Consider the following 14,217-nt stretch of genomic DNA (forward strand, 5'->3'; position numbering starts at 1 on the left):
ATCTGGAGGACATTCCCGTGAAACCCGCAGCAGCTTCCGCGTCCTTCTCCGGACCCTTCGCCCTTGGCGTTCTCTCCGTCTCTGACCAGGCGCCTTTCCCCGGTCTCGTGATCCCCGGGGGGCGCGTGCTGGATCTTCGTACGGCCCTCGGAGAGCCCACCCTGACGACCCGGGCGATCTTCGACCGCTGGGACGAGATGCTCCCTCGCCTGCAGGAGCTCGCGGCCGACGAGACGGCCGGCTGGCGGCCGTTGGTGCACCTGCAGGTGCACGCGCCGGTCGAGCCCCGCCAGGTCTTCCAGTCCGGCGCCAACTACCGGCAGCACGTGATCGACCTGGAGGTCGCCCACCGCTCCGCCGCCGATCCCCGCACCGTGGAGGAGGCGCGCGCGGAGGTCGCCGCGGTCATGGACCGGCGGGCGGCCGAGGACCTGCCGTACGTGTTCATCGGCCTGCCGAGCGCGATCACCGGCCCCTTCGACGACATCGAACTCCCGGACTGGGCCGAACAGCCCGACTGGGAGCTGGAGTTGGCGGCAGTCATCGCCAAGCCCGCCTACCGGGTGCCGGTCGAGGAGGCCCTGGAGTACGTGGCCGGCTACGCCATCGCCAACGACCTCACCGACCGCGCCACCGTCTTCCGCCGGGACATGAAGGCCATCGGCACCGACTGGCTGCGCTCCAAGAACGCCCCCGGTTTCACCCCGCTGGGCCCGTGGATCGTGCCCGCCGAGTCGATCGCCGACCCGGGCGACCTGCGGGTCACACTGAAGCTCAACGGAGAGACCATGCAGGACGAGTCCACCAAGGACATGCTCTTCGGCATCGCACGGCTGGTGTCCTACATCTCCCGGACCTCCCGGCTGCTGCCCGGCGACCTGGTGCTGACCGGCAGCCCGGCCGGCAACGGCATGCACTGGGGACGGCTGCTGCGCGACGGCGACGTCATGGAGGGCTCCATCACGGGTCTGGGTGCGCAGCGCACCCGCTGCGTCGCCGACAGGACCGCGTCGTGACGGCCCCGCTCGACCCCACGGACACCGAGGGCGCGATCAACGAGGCCGCCAAGCGGTATTCCAACTGGGGGCGCTGGGGCGAGGACGACGTGCTCGGCACGCTGAACTTCCTCGACGAGGCCAAGCGCCGCGAGGGTGCGGCACTGGTCCGCCGGGGCGTGAGTTTCTCGTTGTCGCAGCGGTTCGACATGGACGGCCCGCAGAAGGGCTGGCGGCGCCGCACCAACCCCGTCCACACCATGCTGGCCACGGGCACGGACGCGGCCCTCGGCAACCAGGGCATGCCGCACGGCTTCGGCGGCTCCGACGACGTGATCGCGATGCCGCTGCAGTGCTCCACCCAGTGGGACGGTCTCGGGCACATCTTCGACCACGGCAAGGCCTGGAACGGTCGGGCGGCGGAGAAGGTCGTCACCTCCGAGGGCGATCTGGTCACCGGCATCGAGCACATGGCCCCGTACGTCGCTGGGCGCGGCGTCCTCCTCGATGTCGGCCGGGTGATCGGCGGTGAACGCGGAGAGCTGCCGGACGGTTTCGCGATCACCGAGGAACACCTGACCGCGACGGCCGAGGCGCACGGCGTGGCCGTCGGCCGCGGGGACATCGTCGTCGTCCGGACCGGGCAGCTGGCGCGCACCCGCCGCGAGGGCTGGGGCGACTATGCGGGCGGCGACTCTCCCGGCCTGTCCTTCACCACCGCCGGCTGGCTGCACACGAGCGAGATCGCCGCCATCGCCACCGACACCTGGGGCTTCGAGGTACGGCCGAACGAGTTCGACAGCGCCTTCCAGCCGCTGCACCAGGTCGTCATCCCCCACATGGGCCTGCTGATCGGCGAGATGTGGGACCCCGACGCCCTCGCGGACGACTGCGCCTCCGACGGCGTGTACGAGTTCTGGCTCACCGCCGCGCCCCTGCCCATCACCGGAGCCGTCGGCTCCCCCGTCAACCCGGTCGCCGTCAAGTGACCTGCCCGACAAAGGAGTTGGCGATGGAAGGCAAGAGAGCACTGGGTGACGTGCCCGGGCTGCTGGACGCCACCATGCCGGTGCTCAAGGAGCTGCCGTGACGGCCCACCAGCCCCCGGCCACCGCCGGGGGCCGCCCTTCGTCGAGCACGGACGCGCGCACTTCCCCGACGGTCGACGTCCACGCGCACCTCCTGATCCCCGAGGTCGAGGCTCTGGTGGCCGACCTGCCGGGCCTGGTACAGGCCAAGGCCCTCGACGCCCGCCGCAACGGGCCCGCGGCCCTGGCCGTCAACGGCCCCATGGTCGCCGAGCGCATCCCGAGGCTGACGGACGTCGCCGTACGACTGGCCGCGATGGACGCGCAGGGTGTGGACGTCCAGCTGGTCAGCCCGTCGCCCTCGCACTTCCACTACTGGGCGGACGAGGAGACGGCGGAGAAGGTGTACCGCCTGGCCAACGAGGCGACGGCCGCCCACTGCGCCCAGGCGCCCGGCCGGCTGCGCGGTCTGGGCCTCGTCCCCCTCCAGCACCCGGAATCGGCGGTGCGCGCGCTCGAACTCGCCGTGAGTATGGGCCTGTTGGGTGTCGAAATCTCCTCGCACGCGCCCGGCCGGGAGCTGTCGGACCCCGCCTACGAACCCTTCTGGACCCGGGCCGAGGAGACAGGCGCGATCCTCTTCCTGCACCCCTTCGGCTGCACGCTCGACGAACGCCTCGACCAGTGGTACCTGTCCAACACCGTCGGCCAGCCCACCGAGAACGCCGTCGCGCTCTCGCACGTGATCTTCTCCGGGGTACTGGACCGGCACCCGGAGCTGAAGGTCATCGCCGCGCACGGGGGCGGCTATCTGCCCACCCACATCGGCCGCTCCGACCACGCCTGGTCGGCCCGCTCCGACGCGGGCGCGGGCTGCGCCCACCTGCCCAGCAGCTACCTCAAGCGCCTGTACTTCGACTCGCTGGTCCACGACCCGCAGGTACTGCGGGCACTCATCGGCGCGGCCGGCGCTGACCGGGTGCTGCTCGGCTCCGACTTCCCCTTCGACATGGGCACCGAGGACCCCGTCGGCGCACTGCGCGCCGCACGCCTGCCCGACGACGACTTCCACGCCGTGCGCGGCGGCAACGCGACAACGCTGCTGCGCCTCACCTGACCCCCGCACAGGAGGAAAACCCATCATGAGCGCCCGCCTGCTCACCCATCTGCGGCACGTCGACCTCGCCGTGCCCGACTACGACAAGCAACTCGACTTCTACGCCGGCGTCTGGGGCCTGACCAAGGTCGAGGAGGACTCCGGGATCTCCTTTCTCGCCGCCGAAGGCAGCCCCGAACAGTACGTGGTGCGGCTGCGCAAGGCCGAGGAGAAGCGCCTCGACCTCGTCTCGTACGGCGCCGCGAGCGCGGCGGACGTGGACACCCTCGCCGAGCAACTCCTCGCCGGAGGAGTGCAGTTGATCCCCCAGCCGGGCAAGGTCGACACCCCCGGAGGCGGGTACGGCTTCCGCTTCTTCGACGTCGACGGACGCACCATCGAGGTCTCCGCGGACGTCAACGTCCGGCAGCACCGCAAGATCGAGGAGAAGGAGTCGATCCCGGTCAAGCTGTCGCACGTCGTCCTCAACTCACCGGATCTGAACCGCACTCGGGAGTGGTACGAGCGTCACCTCGGATTCCGGCTCTCCGACACGCTGATGCATCCGAAGATGGGCGAGGCGATGCACTTCATGCGCATCAGCAACCAGCACCACTCCATGGCCATCGCCCAAGGGCCGCACACCGCCCTGCACCACGTCTCCTTCGAGATGCGCGGCATCGACGAGTACATGCGCGGCACCGGCCGCGTGCTCCGCGCCGGCTTCACGAAGCTCTGGGGTCCCGGCCGGCACACGGCGGGCGACAACACCTTCACCTACTTCCTCGACCCGCACGGGAACACCGTCGAATACACGACGGAACTGGAGCTGCTGGACGAGGACACCTGGCACCCCCACGTCTATGACTTCTCCCAGCCCGGGGTCGCCGACCAGTGGGGCACGGCAAACCCGATGAACGAGCTGGTCGCCAAGGAGTCGTTCAACGACGTCGACCGCGGCTGCTTCGTCGCTCCGCCGGTCTGACGCCTCGAACCCCGGGGACGCGGTGGCCCTGTCACCGCCCTGACGCCCTTGCCGCGTCCCTGCTTCCCACCGCTGTCGAAGACCGCCAGAGCCTGGAGCCGTGCATGCGTTTCGCCACCTATGAACACCGACAGCAGCGCAGGGTCGCCGTCGTGGAGGAGGACGGCACCCTCCACCCGGTTCCCGGGGCGCGCGCGCTCACGGAGCTGATCAGCCGCAGCGACGGACTCGACGCACTCCTGCGCGCCGGCACCGCCACGCTCGACGTCCCGCCGGGCCCTCACGTGTCCGAGGTCCGGCTGCTGCCACCGCTTCAGCCGCCCACCGTAAGGGACTTCGTCACCTTCGAGGAACACGTCGAAGGGGTAGCGCGGACCATGGACGGCGTCGGCGGGGTGCCCGAAGCCTGGTACGACGCCCCGACGTTCTACTTCACCAACCCGTACGCCGTCATCGGCGCCCACGACGACGTCCCGGTGCCGCCGGGCAGCGAGGTCCTCGACTTCGAGCTGGAGGTCGCCGCCGTCATCGGCCGGGAGGGGCAGGACCTGACGCCGCAGCAGGCACGGGACCACATCATCGGCTACTCGGTCTTCAACGACTGGTCGGCCCGCGACCTGCAGTCCCGCGAGATGCAGGTCCGCCTCGGCCCCTGCAAGGGCAAGGACACGGCCACCACCCTCGGCCCGTACCTGGTCACCGCCGACGAACTGGAGCCGTACCGCGACACGGACGGCTTTCTGCGCCTGGCGCTGACCGCCTCCGTGAACGGCGAGGTCGTCGGCAAGGACCTGCTGTCCAACATGAGCTGGACCTTCGAGGAGATGGTCGCCTACGCATCCCGCGGCACCGTCGTCCGACCCGGCGACGTGCTCGGCTCGGGCACCTGCGGAAACGGCGGCTGCCTCGCCGAGCTGTGGGGTGTCCAGGGCGAGCAGTCCCCGCCCCCGCTGAAGCCGGGCGACACCGTCACGCTCACGGTGGAGGGCATCGGCACCGTCTCCAACACCGTGGTAGCGGGCAGAGATCCGCAGCTCCTGCCGACCGCCCGCCGCCGCACCCGAGAACGGCCGTGAACGACCTGCACCCCAAGAGACTCCTCGGCAAGGTCGTCGTCGTCACCGGCGCCGCGCGCGGCCAGGGCGCCGCCGAGGCCGAGGCCCTGACCCGCGAAGGCGCCCGTGTCATCGCCACCGACGTGACTGAGGCCCCCGGCTGCCGCCGCCTCGACGTCACCGACGAGAAGCACTGGGCGGAGCTGGCCGCGGAACTGAGGGAGTCGTATGGCCGGGTGCACGGTCTGGTCAACAACGCGGGCATCACCTGGCGCGCCCGCCTCGACGAAGTGACCCCCGACGACTTCGCCCGCGACCACGCCGTCAACGTCACCGGCCCGCTCCTTGCCATCCAGCACCTCGCCCCGCTGATGCCGCCCGGCTCGTCCATCGTCAACGTCGGCTCCACCGCCGCGCTCACCGGCCACTACCCGGTCGCCTACACCACAAGCAAATGGGCCCTGCGCGGCCTGTCGAAGACCGCCGCCACCGAGCTCGGCCCGCGCGGCATCCGCGTCAACACGATCCACCCCGGCTTCATCGAAACCGAGATGACCGCCTCCGCCGCGCCCGCCTTCCGCGAGGCGAACATCCGCGAGACCCCGCTCGGCCGCACCGGCACAGTGGACGAGGTCGCCCAGCTCGTGGTCTTCCTGTTGTCCGACGAGTCCTCCTTCATCACCGGCGCCGAGATCCCGGTCGACGGCGGACTCACCGCGCACGGCGGTGTGAAGTCCATCGCCGGAGCGTTGCGCCCGGAGGCGTCATGAGACGTCTCGAAGGCAAGGTGGCCCTGATCCCGGGCACCGCCCGTGGCCAGGGCCGGGCGGCGGCCTTGCGCTTCGCGGCCGAGGGCGCGAACGTCCCCGACGGAGATCTGCTGCACGAGGAGGCGCTGGAGACCCAGCGGCTCGTGGGGGACGCGGGCGGCACGGCCCTGACTCCCTGCTCTCCACCGATCACCCCCATGCACACCATCGCCCGCCACATCCCCCTCGGCCGCGTCGGCCTCTCCGACGAGGTCGTGGGCTCCGCCGTCTTCCTCGCCTCCGACGAGGCCTTGTACATCACCGGCACCAACCTCGTCGTCGACGGCGGCTGGTCATCCGTACTCCCCGGTTGAAAGGTCGATCAGTGAACAAGGTCAGCGCGAACGCCGCCGAGGCGGTCGCCGACATTCCCGACGGCGCTTCACTGGCCGTCGGCGGCTTCGGCCTCAGCGGCATCCCCGAAGTGGTGATCCGGGCCCTGCACGAACAGGGCGCCACCGGCCTGCAGGTCGTGTCGAACAACTGCGGCGTGGACGGCCGCGGGCTGGGCGTGCTGCTCGCCGCCGGCCGGATCGCCCGCGTGACGGGCAGTTACGTGGGCGAGAACAAGGAGTTCGCCCGCCAGTACCTGTCGGGCGAGCTGGAGGTGGAGCTGGTGCCGCAGGGCACACTGGCCGAACGGCTGCGCGCCGGCGGCGCGGGCATCCCCGCGTTCTACACCCCGGCCGGTGTGGGCACCCAGGTCGCGCACGGCGGTCTGCCGTGGAGGTACGCGGCGGACGGCTCGGTCGCCGTGGCCTCCCCGCCCAAGGAGACCCGCGACTTCCACGGCCGACCGCACATCCTGGAGCACGCCATCACCACCGACTTCGCCCTCGTCCGGGCGTGGCGGGGGGACCGGCACGGCAACCTCGTCTTCCGCCGAGCCGCGGCCAACTTCAACCCGCTCGCGGCGATGGCTGGCCGGATCACGATCGCCGAGGTCGAGGAGCTCGTGGAACCGGGAGAGCTGAGCCCCGACGCCGTCCACCTCCCCGGCGTCTTCGTCCAGCGGATCGTGGAGCTCACCCCCGCTCAGGCCGCCGACAAGCAGATCGAGAAGAGGACGGTACGAGCATGAGCCCGACGACGGACACACCCCGCGGCTGGACCCGCGACCAGATGGCCGTCCGCGCCGCCGCCGAACTCACCGACGGCTCCTACGTCAACCTCGGCATCGGCCTGCCCACCCTCATCCCCGGCCACCTCCCGCCCGGCGTGCAGGTGGTGCTGCACTCCGAGAACGGCATACTGGGCACCGGCCGCTATCCGACCCCGGACGAGGTCGACCCGGATCTCATCAACGCGGGCAAGGAGACGGTCACCGTCCTGCCCGGGGCCTCCTTCTTCGACTCGGCCATGTCCTTCGGCATGATCCGCGGCGGTCACATCGACACCGCGGTGCTGGGGGCCATGCAGGTGTCGGAACGCGGTGACCTGGCCAACTGGATGATCCCCGGAAAGATGGTCAAGGGCATGGGCGGGGCGATGGACCTGGTCCACGGCGCCCGCAGGGTCATCGTCCTGATGGAGCACACCGCCAAGGACGGCAGCCCGAAGATCCTCACCGAGTGCACCCTGCCGCTCACCGGCCAACGGTGCGTCCACCGCGTCATCACCGACCTCGGCGTCCTCGACGTCACACCCGACGGCCTCGCCGTCGTCGAGACCGCACCCGGCATCACCCTCGACGAGATCACCGCGAAGACGGCCGCGCCCCTGCGGACCGACTCCGTCACCGCTGCCTGCTGAACGTGCCCCTCGACAGCGGGTCGTTCCCGCGATCTCGTGAGCTGCCGAACGGGGTCGGGCGCAGAGAACGTGCACCGCGTGCGGTCGGGACAGGACCGGCAGACTGCCTCGGCGAGCCGGGCCTACAGGCAGGTCGCTGGCTCGGATCTGACGGACGCGGAGTGGCAGGTCGTCCGGCCGTTGCTACCGGTTTCGGCATGGTTGCAGGGGCGGGGCGGCTGACCAGAAAGCTATTGCCACCGTGTGATGTTGGATGCGATGTGCTACGTGGTCGACAACGGCGTCAAGTGGGCCAGTCTGCCTGCGGGCTTCCCGCCGTACCGGCGAGTGCACGCCTTCACCCGACGCTGGCAGGCGACCGGTCTGCTCGGCGAGTTCCATGACCGGCTGCGTGAGGGAGAAGGAAGGCCGCGCTGTGAACCCGCTGGCCGCGATCATGGACTCGCAGTCCGTGCGGGGTCCTGGCCGTCGCGGCGACCGCGGTGACTGTCCAGGACCACGATGCCGCTGTCGAACTGGTCGAGGAACTGCACGCGGGGTACTCCTCGATCCGCCTGATGTGGGCGGACGGCGGCGGGACGGCTGGTCGACTGGGTGGCCGAGAACCTCCATCTCATTCTGGAGATCGTCCAACGCACCGCCCATGCTCATGAGCGGCCGCCTCGTCGGCCGACATTCGGCAGGGTTCAGCCGCTCTGCGTCAGCGCGGTGAACACTCCCGGCCGCACCTGCCGGATCCAACCCAGCGCCGCCAGCCGTTTCGCCTTCGACCGCACCCTTCGACCTTCGCCGGCACCACCTGCAGCCTCAGCACCGCAGCCAGCTGCTGACAGCCAATACCTTCCGCCCGACGTCCGACTCCAGCAGTTCCGCATTGCGCTGGTAGTCCACGGCCAGCACGGACGCCGGCATGCCCTCGGTCCGGTGCGGCACCATCGATCCCGCAACCGCCCCTTCAGCGAAGACTCCGACGCTGCGGCCGGCGCCACGGTCAACACGTCCGACACCGTGACCCGGGCATAAGCTCACGTTCCACCTCATCGACCGCGGCCCGCAACCGTGTGTCGACCGGTCGTGGAGGGCGTCCATCCGCTGGAGGACATCGGCCGGCTCCACGAGCTGGCGGCCACCGCAGCCCCGGACCGAGGGGGCTTTCGCCGGCGGTCCGGGATGCGGGCATTTACGAGACGCTGAGTTCCTGACCTGATCGGGTGCTCGCGCCACACCTGTTGCGCACGGTAGCGTCTTTCGCACTGCTGCTGAGTTGCACCGATCCTCATCGCCGGAGACGGAAAACCGACGAGTTAGTACTCCAACCGTTAGATCGTGATCTTGCTGGTCGGGGTTGGTGCGGAGATGGCTGCGGCCACCGTTGATCATCGTGAGTTGTGACCGCTTGCGCTGGTCAGACTGGCGACGCCGACACCAAGCCCGCGCCCGAGCCTGCCACTACGAACGGCAAGCCAACTGTCCAGCCATAGAGGTTCGCGTCCCCTGACCGGTGGCGATATCGAGATGTCGCGAGGTCGGTGCCTGTGTGCAAACTTCCTCACCGTGGAAATCATGACAGGCGAGCTGCGGCGCCTTCGATCTGGACCTGGGGCTGAGGATGACGACGAGCCCCGGCCGTTTCTCGTGCGCCTCCGGTTCACTGCCGAGGACCCAGCCCAGGTCATCGACAACGCGCGTGCGGTACTGGCATGTGTGGTCGCCCAGATGGGTGACTGGCCGACAGATGAGCTTTGGCCGCAACTGTTGCCGACCTGGTTCATCCAGCGGTGCGCGCCCGAGACCCCGGAACCGGAGCATGGCGAGCCCTTCGACGTCGAGGCGTGGCTGCGTCAATGGCGGGCGATGACGCCAGAGGAGAGAGCGGCCGTCGATCAGGGGCCGTGGACGCTCTCGGGATGGCTGTACTACTTCGACCCGACCGAGGAAGGAATGGGAGACGATCGCAGCTGGTGGTGGTGGCACGCAGGAACCGACGAGTCGGGCGGCTGGGTGCAGGTGGCCACCACTGGCTGGCCCTTCGGAAGCGGTTCACTGTCCTGGCTGATTGAGGCCAGTGGGGGCGCGGATCTCGTCTACGGGCCGTGAGCAGCGACTCGCCGTGATCGCGAACTACGGCTGGAGTACTACGGCCAACCTGATTCGCCGTCAACCCGCGCCACCGCCGAATCTAGCGAACTACCGGTAGCCTGCGCCGCGTCGAGCAGTGCGAGTCGCGCTCGCTCAGGGGCGCCGCGGCGTAGCCGAATGCCGCGCCGTGCTTCGTGCCGCCGAACACCCGCCGTTGCACCGAGGCGGTCGCTTACACCTCCGACTGCTGCGCAGCGATCCCCAACTGGTGCATCATGCTGAAGCCGCCCAGGACCTCGCACACCGTCGAAATGCTCGCAATGGACGCACCGGAGAATCGAATACGGTCGACGGTACAAGCCGTGAAGTGCCTGCCGGTCGGCGAAACCCCGGCGAACTCACCCCGCCAGGTTCCTGACGAACGCAGGAAGCACACTACCTCGTCCTCGCGGCTGATCTGGTCGGTAACGGAGAATGTGAGATCAGGGAAGGCGGTGCAGAACCCTTGCAACATCGAAATGATCTTGTCGCGCCCCTGGATCGGGCTTTCATGCTCAAAGAAAATATCCGGGGCGAATATGTTCGTCAGTGTTTCGAAATCCCGCCGATTGAATGCGGCAAAGTATTCCTTTGCGACGTCCGCCTTCGCGACTGCATCCACTGAAGTCACAAGCTTCTCCTCACGATTGCTGTGACGACGCCGCACGCGGCGCCGTTGCTCGCGGTTGACAGTGAGCGTAGGAGCGCTCGGGCGCAGCGGGAAATGGTTCGTGTCAATAGGCTCGCATTGATTTCGTCGATGAGATCTGAACGCAGCCACCTGGAACGCCGACGACGTCCGCGACGACCTGCAGGCCTTCGTCGCCGACAGGCTCGGCGAGGCCGACGGGGTCCTCATCCTCGACGACACCGGCTTCATCAAGAAGGGCACCACCTCCGCAGGCGTACAGCGTCAGTACTCCGGCACCGCCGGCCGCACCGAAATCCCCCAGTGGGAGTACCCCCAGTCAGATCGGCGTCTTCGCCGCCTACGCCACCACCCACGGACGCGCCCTGGTGGACCGGGAGTTGTATCTGCCCAAGTCCTGGACGGACGACCGCGAACGCTGCCGCGCCGCCAAGATTCCCGATGAGAGGGGCTTCGCCACCAAACCAGAGCTGGCCAGGGCCATCGTGCTGCGCGCACGCGCCTCCCCGCTGCCGAACGCCTGGGTGACCGCAGATGCCGCCTACGGCCAGGAGTGGCGCTTTCGCCGGATGCTGGAAGAAGCCGCAGTCGGCTACGTGCTCGCCGTCCCGAAGTCCCAGCCGGTACCGTGCTACGGCCGGATCGACCATCTTTTCCGTCAGGCGCCGGATGAGGCATGGGAGCAACGTTCGTGCGGCGACGGCGCCAAGGGCCCGCGCGTCTATGACTGGGCGGCCGTCCAGCTCCCGGTGATCGAGGACTTCGACGGTGAGCGGCCCACCCATCACCGCTGGGCGCTGGCCCGGCGCAGTCTCAGCAGGCCAGATGGCGAACCGCTGCTGCTGGAGTATTAGCCGAATCCTGAAGGTCTCACACCGGGAACTGGTGGCAACTTGCACTCGACCACGCGCGGTCTGACGTGGGTCCGCGTGCTAGGTGAAGGACACGTGGACCAAGCGGCAGCGCCGGTTCTGTGTCGCAGACTTCAGAAGATCCAATACCGGTCCGACCCCATCGACAGCTACCTCGCCGCGACTGAGCTCCCGAGGACGACATCACGCGCGCACGGTCAGACGTCGCAGTCGCGGCAGACGGGAGGGCCGCTGCTCGCATCGGCCAGTTGGCTGCGGTGGCGCACGAGGAAGCAGACCGTACAGACGAATTCGTTGTCCAGCTGCGGAAGCACCTGGATTGTCAGCTCCTCGCCCGAAAGATCGGCACCGGGCAGTTCGAGGCCCTCGGCGGCCTCGGACTCGTCCATGTCGATGGCAAGAACGGATTTGCTGGTGCTCCGGGTGTTGAGTTCCTCAAGGTTGTCGATGATGCCGTCGTTGCGTGGGGTGTCGAAGTCCTTCGCCATCTTGCCTTCTCTGTCGTGGCGTTTGCCGTGCTCGCGTATGTCTGAGCGGTGGGAAGCGGACGGAGTGTGTCAGGCGGGCTGGACGGTGATCGTGCAGAGCCGCTTGGTCGCCCGGGTCAGGGCTACGTACAGGTCCCTCTCCCCGCCGGGGCGCGCCGTGGTGATCTCTTCGGGGCTGATGACGACGACTCCGTCGAACTCCAGCCCGCGTGCTTCGGATGCTGGAACGATGCGTGCGTGCTGTGCGATGTCAGAGGCTGTCAGGTCGCCCACCCTCGCCTCTGCGCAAATGACCCCGAGGAGCTCGCCCGGGTACGCGGAGCTCTGGGTGCGAAGTTCCTGGACGACGGTGGCGACCAGCTTCTCAACAGGTGTGGTCACGGTGCGGGGAGTCTCGCCAGTGCGCAGTGACCGTGTCGGCTCCTGATCCGGAGCGATCCGGGCGAGCAGGTCTCGGGTACTCGCGAGAATCTCCTGCGTGGTGCGGTAACTGATCGTCAGACTGTGCAGCTGGAACCGCGGGCCGACATGCGGACTCAACGCCTCCTTCCAGTCATGCGCCGTCGTGACCGGGCCCGCCTGGGCGAAGTCGCCCACCAGCGTCATGGCTTTTGCCGGGCAGCGGCGGACGATCATCCGCCACTGCATGGCGGTCAATTCCTGAGCCTCGTCGACGACAACGTGCCCGTACACGCGCTCCGGCGGGCCGTCGACCAAGCTAGCCGCCTCGTCCAGCAGCGCTATATCGGCTTCGGTCCACGGCGCGTCCGGGGCACGCAGCAGACGCGACCGCTCGTCCGGTGTCAGCCGGGGAAGGTACTCGGCGAGAGTGTCGAGGTCTGTCAGGAGAGCCCGCACGAGGCCACCGGGTGTCAAGTGCGGCCACAGTGCTTCCACGGCCTGGTCGATGTGGGGGTCGTCGAGGAGGTCGGCCCGGACGGCGTCCGCGTCGAAAAGGGCGGCCGATCCCGAGGCGGCTGCATCGTGTGGGCTGGGGTGGCGCAGGTCCGCCGCCGTGAATCGGTCGAGGTTCCGGCCCGTCAGCTGGGCCACCTCGTTGTCGATCTGCTCCAAGAGGTCACCCGTATTGCGTTCCAGCGTCTCGGTGAGGGCGTCGACCAGAAGCTCCTTGAACACCTGGCGCGCTGGATTGTGTCCCAGCCCGGTCGCCACGGCGGCGTCGCGTGCGGTTCGGACTGTGGCTTCCGTAAGGTGAACCACGTCCTGCCCGACCCGCAAGGTGAGGTCGCCGTGCGTACTTTGACTGGTGCGCAGCAGGTCGGCAAGTGCGTCAGCGAGAGCGGAACTGCCCTTGAGGCGCGCGGTGTCGAACGACTCCACCGCGGTGGGGACCACTCCGGCCAGTTCCTGGCATGTCGCCAGCACGACGTCGTTCTCGCCGAGCGAGGGCAGGACCCGGGAGATGTAGTCGAGGAACCGCGCGTTGGGCCCGACCACCAGGACGCCTTCCTTCGCGGCGCGCGGGAACGCGTACAGGACATACGCCGCCCGGTGCAGCGCGACCACCGTCTTGCCCGTCCCGGGCCCGCCCTGCACTACCGTCACGCCGCGGTGCGCGGAGCGGACGATCTTGTCCTGCTCGGTCTGCAACGTTGCGACGGCCGCGTGCATTCGGCCCGTACGCCGTGCCGAAAGGGCCTCGGTCAACGGGCCGTCGCCCACGACGTCCTCGGTGGTCGGGGCGGAGCCGTCCAGCATCTCGTCGCTCACCGAGACCACCGCGCGCCCGTCCAGGCGCAGGTGCCGGCGTCGCCGCAGGTTCATCGGGTGAACCGGCGTGGCCTCATAGAAGGGCCGCGCCGCGTTCGCACGCCAGTCGACGAGCAGGGGCAGGTCGTCGTCCTCTGTCTGCAGGCCGATCCGGCCTATCTGCAGTGTGGTGCCGTCCGCCCAGTCGATGCGGCCGAAGGCCAGTCCGTTTTCGGCCCCTTCGAGCCGTCCGATCTCCTGTGTCAGGCGGTCGGCGGTGATCCCGCGCTCGTATGTCTCGCTCGCACTCTCGGCCGGCGTCCTGAGTACTTCCGCCAGGCGTGTCCGTGCCTCGGAGATCCGCTCTGTGAGCAGCTCGTACAGCGTGGAAACTCGTTCCTGTTCCCACTCGACCTGACGCGCAGCGGAGTCGTTGGATAGCGACAACGGAGAGCTCCTCTCGATTCGGGTGCCCACTATCGACGAGAGCTCAGGGAAAGTAAATTTTGACTTCTTCGAGAAATTAGTCACCGTCGCCAGAGGTAATGCTGAGCCGATTTGGTATCCGTCTCAGTGCTCACGCGTACGTGATTTTGTCAAGAGTGATTATGTCTGCATCGCACCTTTATTTAGACCGTGTTCTACGTGGTGAGGCGTCGT

The 14,217-nt window shown here is 68.6% G+C and carries 16 protein-coding genes and 1 pseudogene; 13 read left to right on the top strand and 4 right to left on the bottom strand.

Going from position 1 to position 14,217, the window contains the following annotated elements; genetic code table 11:
* Positions 1 to 17 precede the first annotated feature (17 nt).
* The 10 genes and pseudogenes from EDD90_RS50505 to EDD90_RS59270 all read left to right on the top strand — a co-directional run.
* Positions 18 to 1,016, top strand: a complete 999-nt coding sequence (locus tag EDD90_RS50505; protein ID WP_123979943.1) for a fumarylacetoacetate hydrolase family protein — start codon at positions 18 to 20, stop codon at positions 1,014 to 1,016.
* Entirely contained in the window at positions 1,013 to 1,984 is a 972-nt protein-coding gene (locus tag EDD90_RS50510) for a cyclase family protein (protein WP_123979945.1), read from the top strand. The genes EDD90_RS50505 and EDD90_RS50510 overlap by 4 nt, the downstream gene beginning before the upstream one ends.
* Before the next feature lie 97 nt (positions 1,985 to 2,081).
* Positions 2,082 to 3,140 carry an amidohydrolase family protein gene (locus EDD90_RS50515; protein WP_123979947.1) on the top strand — a complete coding sequence of 353 codons (1,059 nt, stop codon included), beginning with the start codon at positions 2,082 to 2,084 and terminating at the stop codon, positions 3,138 to 3,140.
* A 25-nt stretch (positions 3,141 to 3,165) separates the two neighbouring features.
* Positions 3,166 to 4,104, top strand: a complete 939-nt coding sequence (locus EDD90_RS50520; protein ID WP_123979949.1) for a VOC family protein — start codon at positions 3,166 to 3,168, stop codon at positions 4,102 to 4,104.
* Between the two features lie 104 nt (positions 4,105 to 4,208).
* On the top strand, positions 4,209 to 5,180 hold the full coding sequence (locus EDD90_RS50525; RefSeq protein WP_123979951.1) for a fumarylacetoacetate hydrolase family protein: 972 nt from the start codon (positions 4,209 to 4,211) through the stop codon (positions 5,178 to 5,180).
* Entirely contained in the window at positions 5,177 to 5,929 is a 753-nt protein-coding gene (locus EDD90_RS50530) for an SDR family NAD(P)-dependent oxidoreductase (RefSeq protein WP_123979953.1), read from the top strand. The genes EDD90_RS50525 and EDD90_RS50530 overlap by 4 nt, the downstream gene beginning before the upstream one ends.
* Positions 5,926 to 6,282, top strand: coding sequence for an SDR family oxidoreductase (locus EDD90_RS58745; protein WP_123979955.1), 357 nt, complete (start codon positions 5,926 to 5,928; stop codon positions 6,280 to 6,282). Before EDD90_RS50530 ends, EDD90_RS58745 begins: the two co-directional genes overlap by 4 nt.
* Positions 6,283 to 6,293: 11 nt before the next feature.
* Positions 6,294 to 7,049 (top strand): CoA transferase subunit A, encoded by a 756-nt coding sequence (locus EDD90_RS50540; protein WP_053740097.1) that lies wholly within the window; start codon positions 6,294 to 6,296, stop codon positions 7,047 to 7,049.
* Complete coding sequence (locus EDD90_RS50545; RefSeq protein WP_123979957.1) at positions 7,046 to 7,720, top strand: CoA transferase subunit B; 675 nt, start codon at positions 7,046 to 7,048, stop codon at positions 7,718 to 7,720. Before EDD90_RS50540 ends, EDD90_RS50545 begins: the two co-directional genes overlap by 4 nt.
* A gap of 237 nt (positions 7,721 to 7,957) precedes the next feature.
* Positions 7,958 to 8,206: pseudogene (locus EDD90_RS59270) on the top strand (transposase); the annotation flags it as partial.
* 321 nt (positions 8,207 to 8,527) lie between these two features.
* Here the strand turns inward: EDD90_RS59270 and EDD90_RS58095 are convergent.
* Positions 8,528 to 8,656: a hypothetical protein gene (locus tag EDD90_RS58095; RefSeq protein ID WP_260328589.1), complete on the bottom strand. Its 129-nt coding sequence runs from the start codon at positions 8,654 to 8,656 to the stop codon at positions 8,528 to 8,530.
* 627 nt (positions 8,657 to 9,283) lie between these two features.
* Between EDD90_RS58095 and EDD90_RS50560 the strand changes: the two genes are divergently transcribed.
* Positions 9,284 to 9,817 (top strand): hypothetical protein, encoded by a 534-nt coding sequence (locus EDD90_RS50560; RefSeq protein WP_260328590.1) that lies wholly within the window; start codon positions 9,284 to 9,286, stop codon positions 9,815 to 9,817.
* 214 nt (positions 9,818 to 10,031) lie between these two features.
* Here the strand turns inward: EDD90_RS50560 and EDD90_RS56075 are convergent, their stop codons facing one another.
* A complete protein-coding gene (locus tag EDD90_RS56075; protein WP_185149516.1) occupies positions 10,032 to 10,469 on the bottom strand; it encodes an ester cyclase in 438 nt (145 codons plus the stop codon).
* Positions 10,470 to 10,647: 178 nt separating this feature from the next.
* Here EDD90_RS56075 and EDD90_RS58100 point away from each other — a divergent pair, with 178 nt between their 5' ends.
* Both EDD90_RS58100 and EDD90_RS58105 read left to right on the top strand, forming a co-directional pair.
* The gene (locus EDD90_RS58100) at positions 10,648 to 10,932 is read left to right on the top strand and encodes a transposase (RefSeq protein ID WP_260328818.1); all 285 of its coding nucleotides are present in this window, start codon (positions 10,648 to 10,650) and stop codon (positions 10,930 to 10,932) included.
* Positions 10,856 to 11,341 carry a transposase gene (locus tag EDD90_RS58105; protein WP_260328591.1) on the top strand — a complete coding sequence of 162 codons (486 nt, stop codon included), beginning with the start codon at positions 10,856 to 10,858 and terminating at the stop codon, positions 11,339 to 11,341. The genes EDD90_RS58100 and EDD90_RS58105 overlap by 77 nt, the downstream gene beginning before the upstream one ends.
* A gap of 215 nt (positions 11,342 to 11,556) precedes the next feature.
* Here EDD90_RS58105 and EDD90_RS50575 read toward each other — a convergent pair whose 3' ends face one another.
* Both EDD90_RS50575 and EDD90_RS50580 read right to left on the bottom strand, forming a co-directional pair.
* On the bottom strand, positions 11,557 to 11,847 hold the full coding sequence (locus EDD90_RS50575) for a DUF4193 domain-containing protein (protein WP_123979965.1): 291 nt from the start codon (positions 11,845 to 11,847) through the stop codon (positions 11,557 to 11,559).
* A gap of 69 nt (positions 11,848 to 11,916) precedes the next feature.
* Positions 11,917 to 14,004 carry an AAA family ATPase gene (locus EDD90_RS50580; protein WP_123979967.1) on the bottom strand — a complete coding sequence of 696 codons (2,088 nt, stop codon included), beginning with the start codon at positions 14,002 to 14,004 and terminating at the stop codon, positions 11,917 to 11,919.
* Positions 14,005 to 14,217 lie beyond the last annotated feature (213 nt).

The sequence above is a fragment of the Streptomyces sp. Ag109_O5-1 genome (genome assembly GCF_003814875.1).
Classification (GTDB): domain Bacteria; phylum Actinomycetota; class Actinomycetes; order Streptomycetales; family Streptomycetaceae; genus Streptomyces; species Streptomyces sasae.